Origin of the sequence: Sinorhizobium sp. 8-89 (assembly GCF_030124325.1) — a bacterium.
Taxonomy (GTDB): domain Bacteria; phylum Pseudomonadota; class Alphaproteobacteria; order Rhizobiales; family Rhizobiaceae; genus Sinorhizobium.
This window is the reverse complement of sequence record NZ_JASKLR010000013.1, coordinates 54706-73866: the sequence shown is the minus strand read 5'-3', so window position 1 is coordinate 73866 and position 19161 is coordinate 54706. Positions and strand designations below refer to the sequence as shown.

The following is a 19161-nucleotide window of genomic DNA, read 5'->3' as shown; positions in this document are numbered from 1 at the left end:
GTCGCCCAATATGCGAAACGAGATTTGGGAGGAGAACAGCATGCAGGTCGAGGGTCTTTCCATCAATCTGGCGACGATCCGCGAGCAGTGCGGTTTTGCCGAAGCCGTCGACATTTGTTTGAAACATGGGATCACGGCGATCGCTCCCTGGCGGGATCAGGTGGCGGCGGTTGGGCTCGATGAGGCGGTTCGCATCGTCAAATCCAACGGGCTGAAGCTCACCGGCCTCTGCCGTGGCGGCTTCTTCCCGGCAGCAGACGCGCTGGGCCGCGAGAAGGCCATCGACGACAACAGACGCGCGATCGACGAGGCGGCGGCGCTCGGCGCCGATTGCCTGGTTCTGGTCGTCGGCAGTCTGCCCGGTGGATCGAAGAACATCGACGCGGCCCGCCGAATGGTCGAGGACGGCATCGCCACGGTGTTGCGGCATGCGCGCGCGGCCGGCGTGCCGCTTGCGATCGAGCCCCTGCATCCGATGTATGCCGCCGACCGGGCCTGCGTGAACACGCTCGGCCAGGCGCTCGATATGTGCGAAGCGCTCGGCCCCGGTGTCGGTGTTGCGATCGACGTCTACCACGTCTGGTGGGACCCCGATCTCGCCAATCAGATCGCGCGGGCAGGCGAAATGAAGGCGATCCTTGCGCATCACATCTGCGACTGGCTGGTCCCGACCAGGGACATGCTGACGGATCGCGGCATGATGGGCGACGGCGTCATCGATTTGAAGGGGATCCGTCGCCGGATCGAGGCAGCCGGCTTTCATGGGGCGCAGGAGGTCGAGATCTTCTCAGCCGAGAACTGGTGGAAGCGGCCGGCCGAGGAGGTGATCGCCACCTGCGTGGAACGTTATCGTAGCTGCTGCTGAGGATGGGCTGCTCGATCATGCGTCTTACAAGTTGGTGACAAACGCGGCGGAAAATACCTTGACGCTCGCGGATTTCAACCACTAGCATGTATGTTGAATTTACATGTTGTACTAATACAGCCGCCGGTCGCGCGGCGTCACTCCAGACAGGGTTGCGTGAGGAAGATGGATAACAAACGTCGTTTTGCGCTGGTCGGCACCGGCAACCGCGGCACCACGATGTGGGGCAAGGACCTGCTCGCCGGTTGGCGCGGCCAGGTGGATCTCGTCGCCATTGCCGAAACGAATGCGCTCAGAGCCGAACGCGCCCGCACGATGATTGCCACCAATGCGCCCATCTACGGCAATGTCGATGCGATGCTTGCCGAAGCGCGCCCCGATCTGGTGATTGTCTGTACCCCCGACGACACGCATGACGACATCGTCGTTCGCGCTCTTGAAGCTGGCGCCGATGTCATCACCGAAAAGCCGATGTCGACGACCGTCGAGAAGATCCGCCGCATTCTGGACGCTGAGAAGCGTACGGGCAGGCGGGTGGACGTCTCTTTCAACTACCGCTTCGCGCCGACCGCGGCCCGCATCAAGGAACTGCTGAATTCCGGCGAGATCGGCCGTGTCACCTCCGTCGACTTTCATTGGTATCTCGATACCGAACACGGCGCCGACTATTTCCGTCGCTGGCATGCCTACACGGAACGGTCGGGCAGCCTCTTCGTGCACAAGGCGACCCACCATTTCGATCTGTTGAACTGGTATCTCGAAAGCGATCCGGATGCCGTCACGGCATTCGCCGACCTGCAGACGTACGGGCGCAAAGGACCCTTCCGGGGACCACGCTGCAAGCTCTGTCCCCATAAGAATGACTGCGATTTCTACCTGGATCTCGAAGCCGACCCGTTCCTCGACGCGCTCTACGAGGACCCCTCCGAGATCGACGGCTACTTCCGCGACGGCTGCGTCTTCCGCGAGGACATCGACATTCCCGATACGATGGTCGCGAACCTACGCTACCGCAACAATGTCCACGTCTCCTATTCGTTGAACACCTTCCAGCCGATCGAGGGCCACCACATCGCCTTCAACGGAACGAAAGGCCGGATCGAGCTTCGCCAGTACGAGGACCAGCCGTGGGAGATGCCAGAGGAAGACGTCATCCTGTTGGTCCGCAATTTTCCGAAAGGCCGCCCGGGCGTGGAGCGCATCGCCGTGCCGCATTCCCCCGGCGGACATTACGGAGGCGATGATCGGCTGCGGAACATGCTTTTCAAGGCAGATGCGACGGACCCGTTGAGGCAGCGGGCAGGCGCACGCGCCGGGGCGATGTCGGTCCTCTGCGGGATCGCGGCGCTCCAGAGCTCGCGCACAGGCAAGCTGGTCCGGCTTGCCGATCTGATGCCGGAGCTCTTCGCGGACGAAGTCGGCTCTGTCCCCCTGTCCGCGACGCAAATCTCCGCCTCCGCCGGTCGGCAATGAGTTTCGGTCGGCCGCTCGCGCTGCAGCCCAGCTGAACGCTTCCTCGCGCCGTCACAATTGGTCACGCCCGCATCCATGCATTTGACGCATGGGTGCGCTGACATATGAGCGCTGCAATCCCCCGAGGTCAGGCACTATATGTGGCCCATCGAAGCAAACGAGGCGCCACGGACTGGCAGACAGGCTTCGAAAGCCCATGAAAGGGGGATCAAAAAATGAACGTAGCACGCTCTTTTAACAACTGGCGCAAGTACCGTCAGACGGTCGCCGAACTGGGCCGCATGTCGACCCGCGAACTCAGCGACCTCGGCATTGATCGCGCCGATATCCATCGCGTCGCCCGCGCCGCTGTCGGCCGCTAAGGCCCTTAGACGGGTACGCCCACTTCAGAACTGATGTAGATCTGTTCAAGCGCCTGCACCTCCCAGCGGGCGCTTTTGTTTTGCTCCGCTCTCAGCCTATGGGCGCCAGATGAAACGTGACGGTGCCGGCGAGGCTTTGTCCCCGCTTCAACGCGACGAGGCCGCCGGCTTCTTTCGGCATGTTGTGAGCGTTCGGCAGATGCGTCATCGGCTCGAAACAGAAGAAGTCCGCATCCGCACCCGGCGAATAGATCATGAAACATCCGAACGGTCCCTGCGTTTTAAGCCGCAATGCTAACTGAAGTTCGGGCCATTCGATCACGGCTTCTCCGTCCCAGCCGTCATAGGCATTGTTCATCCAGTGAGCGGGGAACGTATTGCCCTCGGTGAAATCGAGCGTGCGGGAAATTGGGCCGGGAGCGTCGGGCAGATGTCCGGTCCTTTCGCCCCAGATGCGTTTTGCCCTCGCCCGGAGCCGGGTCCCGGCCGTGCGTGGAAAGAAGGGGTGATGCCCCAATCCAAAGGGTAGCCGGCGCGCCGACATGTTCGTGACCCTCAGGGAGACAACCACCGTGCTGCCGTCCAGCCGCACATCCTGTACGGCCTCATAGGCATAGGGGTTCCCGGCCCGCTCGGCGTGGACGTAGGAAAGTGTCGCCTGTTCTCCACTGCGCGATGTCAGCTCCCATTCGCCGAGCCATCCATCCCCATGCAGGCAGAATGGATCGCGGGAGGTATTCGGCTCGAGGAAGAAGCGCTCTCCATCGAACGTGAAGCTGTTGCCTTCGATCCTATTGCCGAAGGGCACGAGCGGGAAGCTCCCATCGGCGCCGAAGCGCTGAGTCGCGACCCCGGCGGTTGCAGTCGGTTTGAGGAACGGGATGCCGCGCCAGGTGGCGGCGATGAGCGAGCCGCCGAAACGGCTCAGCTCGACCGAGATTTCGTCGTTCCTGAGATGCAAGACGTCGTCTGGCATCGGCGGTCAGACGCGCTGTCGGCCCGCGACCGAGCGCAAATTGTCAAGGAGCACCGCCAGCAGCAGGATCAGGCCGCGCACCACGTACTGATAAAAGGCCTGGATGTTGAGCAGGTTCATGACGTTTTCGGCGATGCCCATGATCAAAACGCCGACGATGACGCCGGTCATCGCCGCGCGGCCGCCCGCCAGCGAAACGCCGCCGAGCACGCAGGCCGAGATGACTGAAAGCTCGAGGCCCGTCGCGGCATTGGGCTGGCCGGAGGTGATGCGAGAGGCGAGCAGCACGCCTGCAACGGCGCAGACGATGCCTTGCAGCGCGAAGATCCAGATGCGTATGCGGGCGACATCTACGCCGGCGAGGCGCGAGGCCTCCGGGTTGCCGCCGATCGCCAGCGTGTTCTTGCCGAAGACGGTCCTGTTCAGCACGAAACCGAAGACGACGAAGAACAGGCCCATCACCCAGATCGGTGTCGGGATGCCGAGGAAGCGCGACAGTGCCAGCTGGTAAAAGGACGGATCGTTGATGCCGACGGCGCGGCCGTCCGAAGCGATCAGCGCGAAGCCGCGGACGATCTGCATGGTGGCAAGCGTGGTGATCAGCGCATTGATGCGGAAGCGGGCGATGACGACGCCGTTGATGGCACCGACGACGGCGCCACACAGGACGGCGGCCAGCAGCCCGAGCAGGATTGAGCCCATGGCGTTCGATGCCATCACCGCCACCATGCCGGAAAACGCTACCGTCGAGCCGACGGAAAGGTCGAAATCGCGTGAGGCGAGGCAGAACATCATGGTGCAGGCAATGATGCCGATCGTGACGACCGACTGCAGCAGGCCGAGCATGTTGCGTTCGCTCAGAAAATTCGGAACCGCCAACGATACGATGACGAAGGCGACCGCGAAGATGACGACGAGGCCCTGTTCGCCGAGAAGGATTTTTTTCAAATGGGTCATCGTCACTGCACCTGTGTAAGGGGAAGGTCTTTGCTGTTCTTGATGTCGGGAAGGGCTGCCGCGAGGATCCGCCGCTCATCGAATTCTGCGCGCGGCATGTCTGCCGCGAGACGTCCCTCGCACATCACGATAATGCGATCCGCGATGCCCATCACTTCCGGCAATTCGCTGGAGATGACGACGATCGCCATGCCCTGTTCGGCAAGCCCGTAGAGGATTTCGTAGATCTCGGATTTCGCACCGACGTCGATGCCGCGCGTCGGCTCGTCGACGATGAGAACCTTGATGCCCTCCTCGGACAGCCAGCGACCGAGAATGACTTTCTGCTGGTTGCCGCCCGAGAGGTTGACGATGTCCTGACGGCGGGACGGTGTTCGCACGCGAAGCTTGGCGATGAACTTGTCGGCGAGCTCGCTTTCCTTCTTCGGGTTGATGATGCCGAAGCGCGAAAAGTGGCGGCGCGAGGAGATCGTCATGTTTTCCTCGATCGACCGGCCCTGAACGATGCCATCGAATTTGCGGTCCTCCGGGCAGAGGACGATGCCGGCCCGGATCGACTTTGGCGGGCTGTCTGCCGGCACGACTGCGCCGTCGACCGACACGCTGCCCTGGCTGCGCGCATCGGCTCCATAGACGAGCCGCGCCATCTCGCTGCGGCCTGCGCCAATCAGGCCGAAAAAGCCGACGATCTCGCTGCGCCGGACCGCGAAGCTCAACGGGACCTTCAGTTTCGGTCCCGCGACGTTTTCGACCCGCAGCCGCTCGGCGCCGAAGCTGCGCCCTCGCCAGCCCCAGATGTTCGCGATTTCGCGCCCGACCATTTCGGAAATGATCTGGTCGCGCGTCACCTTGGAAATGTCAGGATGATGTGCGGCGAGCTTGCCGTCGCGCAGCACCGTGAGGCTATCGCAAAGCCGGAAGATCTCGTCGAGGCGATGCGATACATAGAGGATGACGGTGCCGTTCGCGCGCAGGCGATCGATGAGGGCGAAGAGGATTTCGCTTTCGCGGGACGAGAGCGACGACGTCGGCTCGTCGAGAGCGATGACGCGCGCATCGAGCATCACTGCCTTGGCGATCTCGACCATCTGGCGCTCGCCGATTGAAAGCGACGCGACCTTGGCGGTTGGGTCGACTTCGATGCCGATCTCGGCAAGTTTTTGGGAGACGACGCCGATGAGTTTCCGCCGGTCGATCACGCCGCCTTTGCCCGGGAAATGGCCGAGCCAAAGGTTTTCGGCGACCGTCAGCTCCGGCACGAGCTGCAGTTCCTGGTGGATGACGATGACGCCCGCATGGAAGGCGTCGCGCACGGAGCGGTAGTGCTGCACTTCGCCGTCGATGCGGATCTCGCCCTCATCGGCCGATTGATCGCCGGACAGAACCCGGATCAGCGTCGACTTGCCGGCGCCGTTCTCGCCCATGAGCCCGTGGACGGCGCCCTTGCGAACGGCAAAGGAGACATCCGACAGCGCCTGGACGCCGGGGTAACCTTTGGAAATGGATCGGAATTCGAGGAAGTCCTGCATGCGCTGCTCCGAAGCGAGGTGCCCGGCGGTACGAGTCGTACCGCCGGGCTCATTGATTCGTCAGGGACGGTTACTCGATGCCGAGTTCCTTGCGGACGGCTTCGTAGTTGTCGCGCAGCGCCAGTTGGCCGGCGGTCAGGATCAGCTTTTCCGGCTCCTTCTCGTTGGCAATCCAGTCGTACATGTTGAGCGCGGTTTCGTAGCCGTGACGCTTCGGCGAGATGATCACGGTGCCGAAGAAGCCGGTGGCGGCGGGCTTTTTGAACTCGTTGATCGCCGACTCCGCGCCGCCGATGCCGACGCCGATCATGCTGTCTGCGGGAATACCGACGGATTCGGTCGCGCGGACGGCGCCGAGCACTGCTTCGTCATTGAGGCCGACAGCGACCCATTTCTTGATGCCGGCGTTCTTGTTGAGCACGATCGTCGAGGCGTTGAGGGCGGCCTCCGTATCGGTCTTGGCCTGCGGCGCGTCGAAGATGTTGGCTTCCGGGAAACCGTTGGCCTTGAGAACGGAAAGGGCGCCTTCGACACGGTCGACAGCAGTCGGCAACTGGTCGTAAGAGACACGGATCGCGCCGACCTCCTTCATGTCCCAGCCGCGCTTCTTGATTTCGTCGACGATCGCCTGGCCGACGGCCTCGCCGATCTTTGTGGCCGAGATTCCCATGTGCGGAACGTCCTCGATCGGGCTGCCGTCGGCGTTGACCAGGCGGTCGTCGACGGTCATCAGCTTGAGGTCGTTGGCGGCAGCCTTTGCGACGATGCCCGGGCCGAGCTTGACGTCGGGCGTGCAGACAATGAAACCCTGTGCGCCCTGCGCCCCGAGATTGTCGATGGCCGACTGGACCTTCTCGCCGTCTTCGGCACCGATCTTGACCAGCGTGAAGCCTTTTTCCTTGGCGGCGACGTCCGCGAACTTCCATTCGTCCTGGAACCACGGCTCCTCGGGCTGTTTGACGATGAAGCCGATCTTGACGTCGGCGGCGAATGCCGAAGTGGCGGCGAGTACGGCGACGGTACCAGCCAGAATGGCTGCCTTGATGAAGCGCATGGTGTCTCTCCCTGATGAACTGCCTCCTGCAGTTGGCATTGGTGTATGATGAATCATCATATTCGTCAATTGCCTTTGTATGATGAATAAGATAGTGATGTATGATAATGAACGCGTGCGCTTCGGCGCGCTGTCGCCAGCCTCGGCGATCTGCGCTAAGGAGCATCGACTTGATCAGCGTGGGGAAGGCGATGACAGCGGAAGGGCAGGAGCACCAGGGTATTGCGGCGGAACGGCTGCAGCGCCGCCCGCGCGTCCAGAAGAACATTACGCGGGCCATTGCCTCCGACATCTGCGCCGAGGTCTTTCCGGTCGGCACGTTCCTGCCTCGCGAAAACGATCTCTGCGATCGGTATGGCGTCAGCCGCACCGTGATCCGCGAATCGCTGAAGATTCTCGAATCCAAGGGCATGGTGCGCGGCCGTTCCCGCGTCGGCACGGTCGTCTGCAACAAGGAAGAGTGGAACATTCTCGATTCGCAGGTACTCGAATGGATCGGCGAGCGCATCTTCGAATTCGACCTGCTGAACTGCATTCTGGAAGCGCGGCGGGCGATCGAGCCGGCGGCGGCGGAATTCGCCGCGGAGCGCGCGACTGTGCAGGAAATCGCCGATCTCGAACGCGCCTGGCAGGGCATGCGCGACGGCGAGCGCGACGTCGCGGGCTTCACCGAGGCTGACGTCGCCTTCCACACCTGCCTTCTGAAGGCGAGCCATAATCAGGTCTTCCTGCAACTCGTCGGCATCATCCAGGCTGCGCTCAAATTCTCTCTGCACGCTTCGAACGAGGCCGCCGAACGCCGGGATGAGGCCATCGACATCCATGGCGAGCTGGTGGAGGCATTGCGCATGCGCGACAAGGCGGGGGCGCGCGAATGCTCGATGCGCATGTTGGATCTTGCGGCCCGCGACCTCGCGGCGGCCGTCAAACGGCACCGGCCCGCAGGCGCCACTCTTCTGAACAACCCGTGAAACGGGCAGCCCGCCCGTTTGCTCTTCCCTCAATGGACATCACGTCATGAAGATTACCAAGCTGACCACCTATATCGTTCCGCCGCGCTGGCTGTTTCTCAAGATCGAAACCGACGAGGGCGTTGTCGGCTGGGGCGAGCCAGTGGTCGAAGGCCGGGCACTGACAGTCGGGGCGGCCGTGCACGAGCTCGCTGATTACCTCGTCGGCAAGGATCCGTTTCTAATCGAGGACCATTGGAACGTGATGTATCGCGGCGGCTTCTATCGCGGCGGCGCCTTGCACATGAGTGCTCTTGCCGGCATCGACCAGGCGCTCTGGGATATCAAGGGCAAGGCTCTCGGCCAGCCGGTCCACCAGTTGCTCGGCGGCCAGTGCCGCGACAGGATCAAGGTCTATTCCTGGATCGGCGGCGACCGTCCGAGCGATGTCGCCCGCAATGCCAAGGATGTCGTCGCCCGCGGCTTCAAGGCGATCAAGCTCAACGGCTGCGAAGAGCTGCAGATCGTCGACAGCAACGAGAAGATCGACAAGGCCGTCTCGACCATCGGCACCATCCGGGACGCGATCGGCCCGCACGTCGGCATCGGCGTCGACTTCCATGGCCGTGTGCATCGGCCGATGGCCAAGGTGCTTGCCAAGGAACTCGAGCAGTTCAAGTTGATGTTCATCGAGGAGCCGGTGCTGTCGGAAAACCGGGAGGCGCTGAAGGAGATCGCCAACCATTGCTCGACGCCGATTGCGCTAGGCGAGCGCCTCTATTCCCGCTGGGATTTCAAGTCGGTCCTTGCCGACGGCTACGTCGACATCATCCAGCCCGATCTCTCCCATGCGGGCGGCATTACCGAGTGCCGCAAGATCGCGGCGATGGCGGAGGCCTATGACGTGGCGCTCGCGCCGCATTGCCCGCTCGGTCCGATCGCGCTCGCGGCCTGCCTTCAGGTCGATGCCGTCAGCTACAACGCCTTCATCCAGGAGCAGAGCCTCGGCATCCACTACAATGCGGCCAACGACATTCTCGATTACATCTCCAACAAGGAGGTGTTCCGCTACGAGGATGGCTTCGTGTCGATCCCGCAAGGGCCTGGGTTGGGCGTCGAGGTCGACGAGGCCTACGTCATCGAGCGTGCTCGGGAGGGCCATCGCTGGCGCAACCCGATCTGGCGCCACGAAGATGGCAGCGTCGCCGAATGGTGACGCGATAACGCGGATCGAGAAAGAGGAGGAAAGCTCATGGGCAACCGGCTCGATGGCAAACGCATCGTCATAACGGGCGCCGCCCAGGGCATTGGCCTTGCCATGGCCGAAGTCTTCCAGGGCGAGGGCGCCAGTCTCTTCCTGATCGATCGCGATGGGCCGCTGCTTGAGAATGAGGCGACGCGGCTCCGGGCCGAGGGTGGCAAAGTCTCCTCGGCGGTCGCCGATATCACCGATGTCGGGGCAGTCGCTGCGGCCTTTGCCAGGGCGGCGGAGACCATCGGGCGCCCCAACGCGCTGGTCAACAATGCCGGCATCAATGTTTTCGCGGAGCCGCTGGCGACGGGCGATGCGGAATGGCAGCGCTGCTTCGACGTGAACCTCAAGGGCGCCTGGAACTGCTGCAAGGCCGCACTTCCGGGCATGATAGAGGCGGGCGGCGGGGTGATCCTCAACATCGCCTCGACGCATGCCTTCACCATCATTCCTCATACCTTCCCCTATCCCGTTGCCAAGCATGCGCTCATCGGCATGACGAAGTCGCTCGGGATCGAATATGCATCGAAGGGAATCCGCGTGAACGCGCTCGCTCCGGGCTACGTGCTGACCCAGAAGGTGATCGACTACTGGAACAGCTTCCCCGAACCGAAAGCAGCCGAAGCGGAAACGATGAAGCTGCATCCGGGCGGGCGCATCGCGACGGCTGATGAGATCGCCCGCGCGGCGCTGTTCATGATTTCCGACGAATGCACTTTCATGAATGCTGCCTGCCTGACCGTCGATGGTGGCCTCAGCGTGCTGCATCACCCCGCCTGATTGGGCTTTCTCTGCGTCGCGGCACGCAAAGCCGTTCGGACCGATTTCAATCCAGCAGATTTACGCCCGCCTCCTTTGCCGCCGCGACAAAGGCAGCGCGGGCGACGTAGGACGGCCAATCGCGTTCGAGCACTCCCTGGCAGATGTCGAGTGCGTGCCTATAGGCCTGGCCGCGGTTGACCGGCCAGTGCTTCGACAGCAGTTCCGCGGCTTGGCGCGTGTTGGAGACCATGTGAACGGTCGTCTCGTTTGGCATGCGGATAGGTACGCATTCACTCCAGGGGCCGCCGGTATCCATCATTGCCTTCCTCCCGCCCTTGACCGGCCAGGATTGTCAGAAAAGCCTCTCGCGACGCACAGATGAAGGCCGCGCGTGCTTCGCTCGGGCTTTTCCGGCGCTTGAGCGCCGCTTCGCAGGTGCGCATCGCATAGCTGTAGTAGGCGCCGCCTCGCACGGGCCATTCGCTCTGCAGACATTTCATCGCATCGAGCGGACCGATGACCTTGCGGCACCTGCCGTCCAGCATGGTGAGGCTGACCGGCGCACTCCACGGAATTTCGTACATCGCTTTCCTTTCCTGTCCCCGAGCGGGGTCATCGGCGCGGGATAAGGGAACGAGCGAAAGGGATATCCGCACATCCTGCGTCCTGTATCAAGTTGAATGCCTTCGGACCGGCTGGGTGCCGAGGCATGCCTAACGACTTTGCCTTTGCGGCATCATGCTTTCCAGAGATCGAACCCGATTTTCGCGGGCCGATGCTCTTGTGCCTCGGAGCGACAGGCTTCCGGACATGCGAATGCTGTTACTGGCTCCGGATGGAAATGTGCGCCTCTTCGGCAGCCTTGATAAACGCCCTGCGAGCCTTCTCGGTCTTGACCTTGCCCTCAAGCGCCTGCAGGCAGACGCGTTTTGCAGCGGCAAGGGCGCGCCCGTCCTGATGGGGCCAACGCAGCATCAGGCATTCAACCGCCTCGCGCGTGCTCTTCACGTCGCGATATTTGCCTGCGTCGTCGAGTTCCACCTGGACACTCTTGTCCCACCAGAAACTGTGCATGGCGCGTTGCCTCACAGGTCGTTTTTGCTGGAAATCAAACCCGTCAGAGCCAACTTTGGTTCCATCCGCAACGCCGGAGCCGCGCGAATTTTATCGCGTCTGTCTATGTCCGTTTCAGGCGGCAAGGCGGCGCGCCGGCTGCCGCTCCACCCCTTGACGAGACGCCTTGTCCTGCTAAGTAAAAAGGCGATCCCGCCTTTTAGACATCGAACCGCGGGATGAACATTGGTGCCGGGCCCCTCTGGCGAGAGTTTTTACGGCGCTCTCGTGATGTCGGTACCGCCAGCAAATCACGCCGGCGGATTAGCTACCATGAAAACTGATCTCATGCCCAACGCATGTGCCTATTCGGCTGTGCGCTTTTTCGTTACAGGAAATCGCTCGTCCACAATCGCCGAGGCACGTTGTGCCGGGGAGGGTCGTCCATGATCCAGCCCCGTTCGCAAACGAGTGCCCTCGGTTATTTCAAGTGGTCCTTCATCGTTACGGCCCTCGGTCTGCTGCTTGGCGTCTGGCTCGGCTGGCAGTCGACCGGTACGTTCAGCGGCACGATGACCGTCTTTTTCATTTGTGCGGTGCTCGCTGTCCTCGAAATCTCGCTCTCCTTCGACAACGCCATCGTCAACGCCAACAAGCTCAAGGAAATGACACCGGCCTGGCAGCACCGGTTTCTGACCTGGGGCATCATCATCGCCGTTTTCGGCATGCGCATCGTCTTTCCGCTGCTGATCGTCGTCATCGCGGCCAATATCGGACCGATCGACGCGGTGATCCTCGCGGCGGTTCGCCCTGAAGAATACGCCCGCATCATGAATGACGCGCATCTGCCGATCGCCGCCTTCGGCGGAACGTTCCTGATGATGGTTGGTCTCAATTACTTCTTCGATCAGGAGAAGGATGTGCACTGGATCGCCTGGCTGGAGCGCAAGATGGCGCGCTTCGCGACGATCAAGGGCATCGAGATCGCCCTGGTGCTGAGCGTGATCCTCGCTTTCTCGACCATGCTCGAAGCCCAGTACGTGCACACTTTCGTCTATGCCAGCATCTATGGGTTGCTCACCTTCCTCGTCGTCGAGGTCGTGGGCGGCTTGCTCGATGCTTCGCAACAGACGATGAGCGCGGCGGCGAAGGGCGGTTTCGGTGCGTTCCTATACCTGGAAGTGCTCGATGCCAGCTTTTCGTTCGACGGCGTCATCGGAGCATTCGCGTTGACGCAGAACCTGTTCATCATCGCGATCGGCCTGGGCATTGGCGCCATGTATGTCCGCTCGATGACGGTCATGCTGGTCGAGAGGGGCACGCTCAACGAATATCGCTACCTCGAGCATGGCGCCTTCTACGCCATCTTGATCCTTTCGGTGGTGATGTACTTCCAGACGCTGATCCACATTCCCGAAGTCGTCACCGGCCTTGGGGGTGCGGGCCTCATCGGTGTCTCGTTCTGGTCGTCGATCCGTCACAATCGGCGGGAGGCGCATGAAGAAGAGCCGAACGCACGGTTTCGGGTCGAAGCCTAGGAGAGAGGCCTGAGAGACGATATCGTTGTCGAGAGACGGCCCGGCGGGATCCCGCCGGGCCATTTTTGCCTTGGCGTGATATAATGGAAATAAGCGATATCGAAACGTTGATCTGGGTCAATGTGACTTGCAGCGATGCGGCTAGGTTGAACTCCGAAGTCAAAGGGAGATTCTCATGTTCCGCAACATTCTCATCCCCACCGACGGTTCGCCGCTCGCCACACTGGCTTTGGACGCCGGCATTGCCTTTGCAAAGGAAGCTGGAGCAAGGATCACGGTGTTGACCGTGATGGAGCCATTCCACCTCTTTTCGACCGACGCCGAACAACTCGCCAGCACGAAAGAGGAATATGAGGCATTCTCCCGTCAGCATGCCGGGGAAATACTTGCCGACGCCGCAGCCAGATCCGAGCGTGCCGGCGTGCCGTGCGAGACTGATCAGGCCCGTAGCCACGAGGTCTATCGCGCGATCATCAAGAAGTCGGAGGATATCGGCGCCGACCTCATCGTCATGGCGTCGCACGGGCGTGGTGGTGTCGGCGCCCTGATCATCGGTAGCGTCGCCGCAAAGGTGCTGACGCATTCGACGATCCCCGTGCTGATCTACAGGAAGAAATAGCGAGCGGAGCATCCAGGCGATACGATTTCTCCACAGCTCCGGCGGTTTTTCGGCCCGGCGTCTCCCGACGCCGGGCTTTTCTTTGGCCGTTGCCGGAAAAGCGTCAAAGTTTCGCGTGATGGCGTGGGTGCCAGGTGGGGCGGCTGCGCAGCATGCATCCGTTCGACCTACTGCATGTTTCCTTATCGTAGCGGATTCAAGGGTGAAAACATGCAGCAATTCAAAGTGCTACAGCGTCCTTTGCCTGACAGGACACGCGGCGCTGTAGGCCGGCAGTCATGAAACGACGGGGGATGTCCTTGAACGTCAGTCCGAACGATCTTGCGCTTGTTGCAGTGATGCGGCGCTATTTCCTGGTGAAAGATGAAGTCAACGACCTGAAGGGCCGCCTGGAGGCCGCGCGGAAGGAGGTCGCCGAGGAAATCAGCCGGTTTTACGACCCCCGCGTGAATGTCGCCCATGCCGAAGACATTCTGGCGTGGCATCATCTCAGAAGGGAGATGGATGAATTGATGAGCGTTGCCGCGACCTGGGGCAGGGGTGGCAATATCGAGGCCCATCAGCTTGCGTTGGAAGCGGCCGCGGTCGAGACTGCCCGTTTTCCGGACACCCAGCCGTCATTGGACTGAGGTCGGGGCAATTATTCTATCGGTTCAAGGCAGACTGGACGTCCTCGATCACGGGGAGCGCCGCAATCAGCATCAAGGGCGCGGCGAGGAAGAGCGCCGCAGAAACGCCCAGATTGTTGAAGAGAAGCGCGCCGCAGACCCCGCCAACCAGGAAAAGCCCGATCAAGGATGTGAGAAGGCGCAACTTCTGGCGATCGGCGCGGACATGCAGCCGGGAGTTCCTGGCGCTGTCGCGGTTCCAGTAGACCAGCTTTCCAAGCTCGATGCCCGCGTCGGTCACCAGGCCGGTCACATGCGTGGTGCGGATTCTGGCGCCGGAGAGCTTCGTGATGATGGCGTTCTGCAGCCCCATGATAAAGCAGAGAAGCATGACCGTGGTCGATACGGCGAGACTTTCGCGCAGGTGGAAAAATGCCCCGCTCGCAGCGAAGCAGATGAGCAGAAGCGCCTCGAACAGCAGCGGAAGCGCATATTCCGCCTGCAGTTCCAGGCGTCGGCCCCAGTTGATGAGGATGGCGGACGTGGCGGCGCCGGCAACGAACGAGAAGAGCGCGGCAAGGCCGGCCAGAACCAGTGCGATATTCCAGAGGACGATGTTGTCGGCGATCGCGGAAACGATGCCCGACATATGCGACGTATATTGATTGACGGCCATGAAGCCACCCGCATTGGCGGCGCCGGCGACGAATGTCAGATAGAAGGCCAGATGGCGATCGGTCGCCTCATTGCGTTCTTTCGCAGTCAGATTCCGGAGATAGTGCTTCATGACGGGCCGAAAAGTATCGGATTGGCGGACGAAAAGTGCGATTCATCCGATAGCACAGGATCGCAGCCGCTGTCCGTTCGATCTTGGATTTGCTATGTTGTAGTCGCAGGCGCTCGTGCGCGGCAAGGATGTGCCGCGGTGGCTCGGTGGTTAGCCGTCGACATATTGAAGAGGCCGGAAGAGTCTCTATGGAAGGCGTGGGGTGAAATGCACGGGGCGCGCCGCTGGCGACGCCAGCTTGTACCCGCCAAAAAGAAAGAACGGCCGCCAGGCGGCTGGAATGACATGCTTATGGTTGCGACGCAGTGGCGCGGTCAAGCGCTCCGGTCCGACAAAAGTCAATATTTAAGCTTTCGAAGGGATCATTGTTTCCCGGGGAACAACTCTACATTGCTGCCTCTGAAAACATCGGTTAGCAGAGTTCAAGCGGCCCGACGAGCCGATGCGGAGATTTCAGTCAGTGCCTAAATCAAAAGCAATATCAAATCGCAAGAACGGCGATCCTGCACAGGCGTTGCGTGACTGTCGCGCAGCCTTCATCGGCGTCGGCGTCGCCAGCGCGCTCGTCAATATTCTCTATCTCACCGGCTCGTTCTTCATGCTCGAAGTGTATGACCGGGTGCTGCCGAGCCGAAGCATTCCTTCGCTGATCGCACTCTCTTTCCTGGCGCTGCTGCTCTACAGCTTCCAGGGTGCATTCGAGCTGATCCGCGGGCGCATGCTCGTGCGCATCGCCGGCGCCCTCGACGAGACGATGAGCGGGCGCATCTATCGGGCGCTCGTCAAGGCGCCCTTGAAGCTGAGGATTCACGGAGATGGCCTGCAGGCGCTGCGTGATTTCGACCAGGTGCGGTCGTTCCTATCGGGTGCCGGTCCGGCCGCTCTTTTCGATCTGCCCTGGCTGCCTTTCTACATTGCCATCTGCTTTCTCTTCCATCCCGTCATCGGGCTGATCGCGATCGGCGGCGGGCTGATCCTGACGCTACTGACCTATCTCACCAATCGTGGGACGCAGGCGCCGGCGAAGAAGGCGTCGGAGGCGGGCGGCATGCGCAATGCCTTTGCCCAGGCGTCGCAGCGCAATGCCGAGGTCGTTCAGGCGATGGGCATGTCGGGGCGGTTGACCGACCTCTGGGAACGGCGCAACGAGGAATTCCGGCTGGAGAACCGCCGCACGTCCGATATCGGCAACGGATATGGCGCGCTCTCGAAGGTTTTCCGCATGGCGCTCCAGTCGGGTGTGCTGGCAGCGGGTGCGGTCCTGGTGATCAAGGGTCAGGCCTCGCCGGGCATTATCATCGCGGGCTCCATCCTCACCGCCCGCGCGCTTGCGCCCGTGGAACTCGCTATCGGCAACTGGCGCGGCCTTGTCGGCGCGCGGCAGAGCTGGCAGCGACTGAAGGAACTGCTCGGGGCGCTGCCGGAGGCCGAGGCGCCGCTGGCATTGCCGACCCCGCGCGACCGGCTCAGCGTCGAGGGACTGGCGAGCGGGCCGCCGGCGGCGCAGCGCCTGGTCGTCACCGACATCAGCTTCACCGTCCGCGCCGGCAGCGCACTCGGCATCATCGGCCCGAGCGCGTCGGGCAAGTCGTCGCTCGCCCGTGCCATCCTTGGCGTCTGGCCCGCCTATCGCGGTTCCGTGCGTCTTGACGGAGCAGCTCTCGACCAATGGGACAGCGATGCGCTCGGCAGACACATCGGCTACCTGCCGCAGGACGTGGAGCTTTTCGAGGGAACGGTTGCGCAGAATATCTGCCGTTTCGCCGAAGACGCCACGCCCGAGGCGATCGTCGCGGCCGCCACGGCGGCGCGCGTCAACGACCTGATCCTTCGCCTTCCGAACGGCTACGAAACCGAGATCGGGGAGGGCGGCACGGCGCTTTCGGCCGGACAGCGCCAACGCATAGCGCTCGCCAGGGCGCTTTACGGCGATCCCTTCCTCGTTGTGCTCGACGAGCCCAATTCCAACCTCGACGCCGAAGGCGAGCAGGCGCTGAGCGAAGCGATCATGAATGTTCGCGCCCGCGGCGGCATCGTCGTCGTCGTCGCGCATCGGCCGAGCGCGCTTGCCAGCGCCGACCTCGTCCTGATGATGCAGGAGGGACGCATGCAGGCCTTCGGCCCGAGGGACGAGGTGCTGGGCAAGGTGCTGCGCAAGCAGCAGGCAGAGCGGCCGGCGCCGCTGAAGATTGTCGGTGACGGCCAGGAGGCGGCGCAATGAGCGATAGCAACAAACAGATGCCGAGTGCCCGCCGCTCGCTCGGACGCCATATGGTCGCCGTCTCCACGCTGGCTGTCGCCCTTGTCGTCGGTGTTGGCGGTTGGGCGGCGACCACGGAATTGTCGAGTGCAGTCGTTGCCGGCGGCGTCGTCGTGGTCGACGACAACGTCAAGAAGGTCCAGCACCTCAGCGGCGGTATCGTCGGCGAACTGCTGGTCCGCGAGGGTGACCGGGTCGAGGCGGGGCAGGTGCTGATCCGTCTCGACGGCACCACGGTTCGCGCCAATCTGGCGATTGTCGAAAGCACGCTGGCGCAACTCTATGCCCGTAGCGCCCGACTTCAGGCGGAGCGCATCGGGTCGACTTCCTTCGAGATCGATGAGGATCTCGTCGAATTGGTCTCCAGTGCGGCGGCAACGAAGCTCGTGGATAGTGAGCAAAAGCTCTTTGCCAGCCGCCGGTCGGCCCTCACCGGTATGAAAGGTCAGCTCGCCTCCCGAAAGGCGCAGTTGGCGGACGAGATCGAAGGGCTGACGGTGCAGTTGAAGGCGATCGAGGACGCGCTCAAGCTGATCGCCGAGGAACTGACCGGTGTCGATTCGCTCTACGGCCAGGGGCTCGTGCCGATGCAGCGTGTGACGACGCTGAAGCGCCAGCGGGCCGAGCTCGAGGGCGACCGCGGACAGCGCATCGCCGCCCGTGCCCAGGCGCGCGGCAAGTCGAGCGAGATCGACCTGCAGATCCTCCAGCTCGATGAGGACCGGCGGACGGAAATTTCCAAGGAACTGACGGATGTGGAGGCGAAAATCGCCGAGTACGAAGAGCGCCGCACCGCCGCCTCCGACCAGTTGCGGCGGCTCGATATCACCGCGCCGCTTTCCGGGCGCGTCTACCAGCTCGCCATCCACACGGTAAACGGTGTGATCAATGCCGGGGAGACACTGATGCTCGTCGTACCCGAAGCCGACGACCTGACGGTGGAGGCCCGGGTTGCCACCCACGATATCGACCAGATCCATGTCGGCCAGCCGGTTGAAATCCGCTTCAGCGCCTTCAATCAGCGCACGACCCCCGAGGTCGAAGCGGAGGTGGCAACCATCGCGCCGGACCTCGTCACCGACGAACGCACCGGCGCCACCTACTACCCGTTGCGCATCCGGCCGAAGCAGGAAAGCCTCGCAAAGCTCAAGGGGCTGTCGCTCTATCCCGGTATGCCGGCAGAGGTGTTCATCAAGATCGCTGACCGCACGGTGATCTCCTACCTGACGAAGCCGCTCACCGACCAGATGCGGCACGCCTTCCGCGAGGACTAGTCTCGTCGGCCGTGTCTGTGCCGTCCAGGTGAAGAGCAAAGCCGTTTGCACCTGGATCGGCCAGACCAGGGCGGAGCTGGAGGGTCGGGATCGCATAGTCTCCGCCGTTCTGCCGCCGATAGGGAATGGGCGGAGTCGAGCCAAGCGTCCGCATCCTCTCGCGCAGGCGCTCGGCCACGAGATGGAAGCCGGTCTCGTCGAGGCGATCGACCCTGTAAGCGACGAACGGCGGGAGCACATCGTAGCCCGGATAAAAGAGAACCCCGTGATTGATCGGGAATAAGAGGTCGTCGATCGGCCCGTTAATTCCGTGCGCGGAGTAATGCTCCTCCCAGCCACCGGTTGTCACGAGCAACATCGCGCGTTTACCCGCAAGGGTTCCCTCTCCGAAGCGCTTACCCCAATACTTGTCGCTGTGCTCGCCGACGCCATACGCGAAGCCATATGCGTATACCCGATCCACCCAGCCTTTGAGGATCGCCGGCATGGCGTACCACCACAGTGGAAACTGCAGGATCAGGACGTCTGCCCATAGGAGCTTCTCGTGCTCGGCCTTGACGTCTTCGGTCAGAGTGTTGGTGGCGAAAGCTTCGCCCGAAGCCTTTGCCACTTTCAACCGGGCGTCCGGAGCCAGCAATCGAAAGTCGGCATAATCGATCTCGGATTTCCAGCGAGCGGCATAAAGATCCGACATTCGCACCTCGTGGCCTTGGACTTCCAACTCCTTGATGGCGACGTCGCGGAGCGCACCGTTGAGCGAACGCGGTTCGGGATGGGCGAAGACAAGTAGAACTTTCATGAGGGCGGCCTCCGATAGGGGAAATCGATCCTTAGGTAGCCAA

At 62.2% G+C, this 19161-nt stretch carries 20 protein-coding genes; 11 read left to right on the top strand and 9 right to left on the bottom strand.

Annotation, left to right across the window (positions count from 1 at the left end; translation table 11 throughout):
• Positions 1 to 40: 40 nt before the first annotated feature.
• The 3 genes from QN219_RS22155 (at position 41) to QN219_RS22145 (ending at position 2700) form a co-directional block, all read left to right on the top strand.
• Entirely contained in the window at positions 41 to 865 is an 825-nt protein-coding gene (locus QN219_RS22155; protein WP_284002140.1) for a sugar phosphate isomerase/epimerase family protein, read from the top strand.
• Between the two features lie 165 nt (positions 866 to 1030).
• Entirely contained in the window at positions 1031 to 2338 is a 1308-nt protein-coding gene (locus QN219_RS22150; RefSeq protein ID WP_284002138.1) for a Gfo/Idh/MocA family oxidoreductase, read from the top strand.
• A gap of 215 nt (positions 2339 to 2553) precedes the next feature.
• On the top strand, positions 2554 to 2700 hold the full coding sequence (locus QN219_RS22145) for a DUF1127 domain-containing protein (protein ID WP_173511620.1): 147 nt from the start codon (positions 2554 to 2556) through the stop codon (positions 2698 to 2700).
• A 91-nt stretch (positions 2701 to 2791) separates the two neighbouring features.
• Here QN219_RS22145 and QN219_RS22140 read toward each other — a convergent pair whose 3' ends face one another.
• The 4 genes from QN219_RS22140 to QN219_RS22125 all read right to left on the bottom strand — a co-directional run bounded on the left by QN219_RS22140 (position 2792) and on the right by QN219_RS22125 (position 7216).
• A complete protein-coding gene (locus QN219_RS22140; protein WP_284002137.1) occupies positions 2792 to 3676 on the bottom strand; it encodes an aldose 1-epimerase in 885 nt (294 codons plus the stop codon).
• Between the two features lie 6 nt (positions 3677 to 3682).
• Positions 3683 to 4633: an L-arabinose ABC transporter permease AraH gene (gene araH / locus QN219_RS22135; protein WP_284002136.1), complete on the bottom strand. Its 951-nt coding sequence runs from the start codon at positions 4631 to 4633 to the stop codon at positions 3683 to 3685.
• 2 nt (positions 4634 to 4635) lie between these two features.
• Positions 4636 to 6162, bottom strand: coding sequence for an L-arabinose ABC transporter ATP-binding protein AraG (gene araG, locus QN219_RS22130; protein WP_284002135.1), 1527 nt, complete (start codon positions 6160 to 6162; stop codon positions 4636 to 4638).
• A 70-nt stretch (positions 6163 to 6232) separates the two neighbouring features.
• Positions 6233 to 7216, bottom strand: coding sequence for an arabinose ABC transporter substrate-binding protein (locus QN219_RS22125; protein ID WP_284002134.1), 984 nt, complete (start codon positions 7214 to 7216; stop codon positions 6233 to 6235).
• Between the two features lie 191 nt (positions 7217 to 7407).
• On the opposite strand from QN219_RS22125, the gene QN219_RS22120 reads away from it, so the two are divergent.
• Genes QN219_RS22120 through QN219_RS22110 form a run of 3 tightly spaced genes read left to right on the top strand, consistent with a single transcriptional unit; the run spans position 7408 to position 10198 of the window.
• Complete coding sequence (locus QN219_RS22120) at positions 7408 to 8187, top strand: FadR/GntR family transcriptional regulator (RefSeq protein WP_284002271.1); 780 nt, start codon at positions 7408 to 7410, stop codon at positions 8185 to 8187.
• A 46-nt stretch (positions 8188 to 8233) separates the two neighbouring features.
• Positions 8234 to 9382, top strand: a complete 1149-nt coding sequence (dgoD, locus tag QN219_RS22115; protein ID WP_284002133.1) for a galactonate dehydratase — start codon at positions 8234 to 8236, stop codon at positions 9380 to 9382.
• A 36-nt stretch (positions 9383 to 9418) separates the two neighbouring features.
• A complete protein-coding gene (locus QN219_RS22110; protein WP_284002132.1) occupies positions 9419 to 10198 on the top strand; it encodes an SDR family oxidoreductase in 780 nt (259 codons plus the stop codon).
• A gap of 46 nt (positions 10199 to 10244) precedes the next feature.
• Here QN219_RS22110 and QN219_RS22105 read toward each other — a convergent pair whose 3' ends face one another.
• The 3 genes from QN219_RS22105 to QN219_RS22095 form a co-directional block, all read right to left on the bottom strand.
• A complete protein-coding gene (locus tag QN219_RS22105) occupies positions 10245 to 10499 on the bottom strand; it encodes a DUF982 domain-containing protein (protein ID WP_284002131.1) in 255 nt (84 codons plus the stop codon).
• Positions 10471 to 10764 (bottom strand): DUF982 domain-containing protein, encoded by a 294-nt coding sequence (locus QN219_RS22100; RefSeq protein WP_284002130.1) that lies wholly within the window; start codon positions 10762 to 10764, stop codon positions 10471 to 10473. Before QN219_RS22100 ends, QN219_RS22105 begins: the two co-directional genes overlap by 29 nt.
• A 238-nt stretch (positions 10765 to 11002) precedes the next feature.
• A complete protein-coding gene (locus QN219_RS22095; RefSeq protein ID WP_284002129.1) occupies positions 11003 to 11254 on the bottom strand; it encodes a DUF982 domain-containing protein in 252 nt (83 codons plus the stop codon).
• A 425-nt stretch (positions 11255 to 11679) separates the two neighbouring features.
• On the opposite strand from QN219_RS22095, the gene QN219_RS22090 reads away from it, so the two are divergent.
• From QN219_RS22090 to QN219_RS22080, 3 genes are all read left to right on the top strand, one after another.
• Complete coding sequence (locus QN219_RS22090; protein WP_284002128.1) at positions 11680 to 12771, top strand: DUF475 domain-containing protein; 1092 nt, start codon at positions 11680 to 11682, stop codon at positions 12769 to 12771.
• Between the two features lie 175 nt (positions 12772 to 12946).
• Positions 12947 to 13390 (top strand): universal stress protein, encoded by a 444-nt coding sequence (locus tag QN219_RS22085; protein WP_284002127.1) that lies wholly within the window; start codon positions 12947 to 12949, stop codon positions 13388 to 13390.
• A gap of 293 nt (positions 13391 to 13683) precedes the next feature.
• Positions 13684 to 14019 (top strand): hypothetical protein, encoded by a 336-nt coding sequence (locus QN219_RS22080; protein WP_284002126.1) that lies wholly within the window; start codon positions 13684 to 13686, stop codon positions 14017 to 14019.
• 16 nt (positions 14020 to 14035) lie between these two features.
• On the opposite strand, the gene QN219_RS22075 is transcribed toward QN219_RS22080, so the two are convergent.
• Entirely contained in the window at positions 14036 to 14785 is a 750-nt protein-coding gene (locus QN219_RS22075) for a YoaK family protein (protein WP_284002125.1), read from the bottom strand.
• A gap of 442 nt (positions 14786 to 15227) precedes the next feature.
• Between QN219_RS22075 and QN219_RS22070 the strand changes: the two genes are divergently transcribed.
• Both QN219_RS22070 and QN219_RS22065 read left to right on the top strand, forming a co-directional pair.
• Entirely contained in the window at positions 15228 to 17006 is a 1779-nt protein-coding gene (locus QN219_RS22070) for a type I secretion system permease/ATPase (protein ID WP_405052187.1), read from the top strand.
• On the top strand, positions 17003 to 18319 hold the full coding sequence (locus QN219_RS22065; RefSeq protein ID WP_284002123.1) for an HlyD family type I secretion periplasmic adaptor subunit: 1317 nt from the start codon (positions 17003 to 17005) through the stop codon (positions 18317 to 18319). Before QN219_RS22070 ends, QN219_RS22065 begins: the two co-directional genes overlap by 4 nt.
• On the opposite strand, the gene QN219_RS22060 is transcribed toward QN219_RS22065, so the two are convergent.
• The gene (locus QN219_RS22060) at positions 18282 to 19118 is read right to left on the bottom strand and encodes an NAD(P)H-dependent oxidoreductase (protein WP_284002122.1); all 837 of its coding nucleotides are present in this window, start codon (positions 19116 to 19118) and stop codon (positions 18282 to 18284) included. The genes QN219_RS22065 and QN219_RS22060 overlap by 38 nt on opposite strands.
• Positions 19119 to 19161 lie beyond the last annotated feature (43 nt).

Excerpts from the sequence above, each read along its gene's own strand:
- QN219_RS22155 (WP_284002140.1), top strand. The coding sequence starts at position 41 with ATGCAGGTCGAGGGTCTTTCCATCAATCTGGCGACGATCCGCGAGCAG.
- QN219_RS22150 (WP_284002138.1), top strand. The coding sequence starts at position 1,031 with ATGGATAACAAACGTCGTTTTGCGCTGGTCGGCACCGGCAACCGCGGC.
- QN219_RS22145 (WP_173511620.1), top strand. The coding sequence starts at position 2,554 with ATGAACGTAGCACGCTCTTTTAACAACTGGCGCAAGTACCGTCAGACG.
- QN219_RS22140 (WP_284002137.1), bottom strand. The coding sequence starts at position 3,676 with ATGCCAGACGACGTCTTGCATCTCAGGAACGACGAAATCTCGGTCGAG.
- araH (WP_284002136.1), bottom strand. The coding sequence starts at position 4,633 with ATGACCCATTTGAAAAAAATCCTTCTCGGCGAACAGGGCCTCGTCGTC.
- araG (WP_284002135.1), bottom strand. The coding sequence starts at position 6,162 with ATGCAGGACTTCCTCGAATTCCGATCCATTTCCAAAGGTTACCCCGGC.
- QN219_RS22125 (WP_284002134.1), bottom strand. The coding sequence starts at position 7,216 with ATGCGCTTCATCAAGGCAGCCATTCTGGCTGGTACCGTCGCCGTACTC.
- QN219_RS22120 (WP_284002271.1), top strand. The coding sequence starts at position 7,408 with ATGACAGCGGAAGGGCAGGAGCACCAGGGTATTGCGGCGGAACGGCTG.
- dgoD (WP_284002133.1), top strand. The coding sequence starts at position 8,234 with ATGAAGATTACCAAGCTGACCACCTATATCGTTCCGCCGCGCTGGCTG.
- QN219_RS22110 (WP_284002132.1), top strand. The coding sequence starts at position 9,419 with ATGGGCAACCGGCTCGATGGCAAACGCATCGTCATAACGGGCGCCGCC.
- QN219_RS22105 (WP_284002131.1), bottom strand. The coding sequence starts at position 10,499 with ATGATGGATACCGGCGGCCCCTGGAGTGAATGCGTACCTATCCGCATG.
- QN219_RS22100 (WP_284002130.1), bottom strand. The coding sequence starts at position 10,764 with ATGTACGAAATTCCGTGGAGTGCGCCGGTCAGCCTCACCATGCTGGAC.
- QN219_RS22095 (WP_284002129.1), bottom strand. The coding sequence starts at position 11,254 with ATGCACAGTTTCTGGTGGGACAAGAGTGTCCAGGTGGAACTCGACGAC.
- QN219_RS22090 (WP_284002128.1), top strand. The coding sequence starts at position 11,680 with ATGATCCAGCCCCGTTCGCAAACGAGTGCCCTCGGTTATTTCAAGTGG.
- QN219_RS22085 (WP_284002127.1), top strand. The coding sequence starts at position 12,947 with ATGTTCCGCAACATTCTCATCCCCACCGACGGTTCGCCGCTCGCCACA.
- QN219_RS22080 (WP_284002126.1), top strand. The coding sequence starts at position 13,684 with ATGTCCTTGAACGTCAGTCCGAACGATCTTGCGCTTGTTGCAGTGATG.
- QN219_RS22075 (WP_284002125.1), bottom strand. The coding sequence starts at position 14,785 with ATGAAGCACTATCTCCGGAATCTGACTGCGAAAGAACGCAATGAGGCG.
- QN219_RS22070 (WP_405052187.1), top strand. The coding sequence starts at position 15,228 with ATGCGGAGATTTCAGTCAGTGCCTAAATCAAAAGCAATATCAAATCGC.
- QN219_RS22065 (WP_284002123.1), top strand. The coding sequence starts at position 17,003 with ATGAGCGATAGCAACAAACAGATGCCGAGTGCCCGCCGCTCGCTCGGA.
- QN219_RS22060 (WP_284002122.1), bottom strand. The coding sequence starts at position 19,118 with ATGAAAGTTCTACTTGTCTTCGCCCATCCCGAACCGCGTTCGCTCAAC.